Origin of the sequence: Streptomyces tateyamensis, assembly GCF_003205575.1 — a bacterium.
GTDB lineage: Bacteria > Actinomycetota > Actinomycetes > Streptomycetales > Streptomycetaceae > Kitasatospora > Kitasatospora tateyamensis.
Map to the genome: position 1 here is coordinate 1 of NZ_PYBW01000395.1, position 258 is coordinate 258.

The following is a 258-nucleotide window of genomic DNA, read 5'->3' on the forward strand; positions in this document are numbered from 1 at the left end:
GCGGCACCGACCTGGTCACCCTGACCATCGGCGGCAACGACAGCAACACCTTCATCAACGCCATCCTGGCCTGCGGCTCGGCCGGCGCGGCCACCCTGGGGTTCGGCCACCCGTGCCAGAGCATCTACGGTTCCAGCTTCGACAACACCATCGACAACACCACCTACCCGGCGATCCGCAACGCGCTGGCCGCCGTCAAGGCCAAGGCGCCCCACGCCCGGGTGGCGATCCTCGGCTACCCGTGGATCGTCCCGGCCC

The 258-nt window shown here is 69.8% G+C and carries 1 pseudogene; it reads left to right on the top strand.

Features of this window, described 5'->3' with window-relative positions:
• Positions 1-258 (top strand): annotated as a pseudogene (locus tag C7C46_RS35735) (SGNH/GDSL hydrolase family protein); the annotation flags it as partial.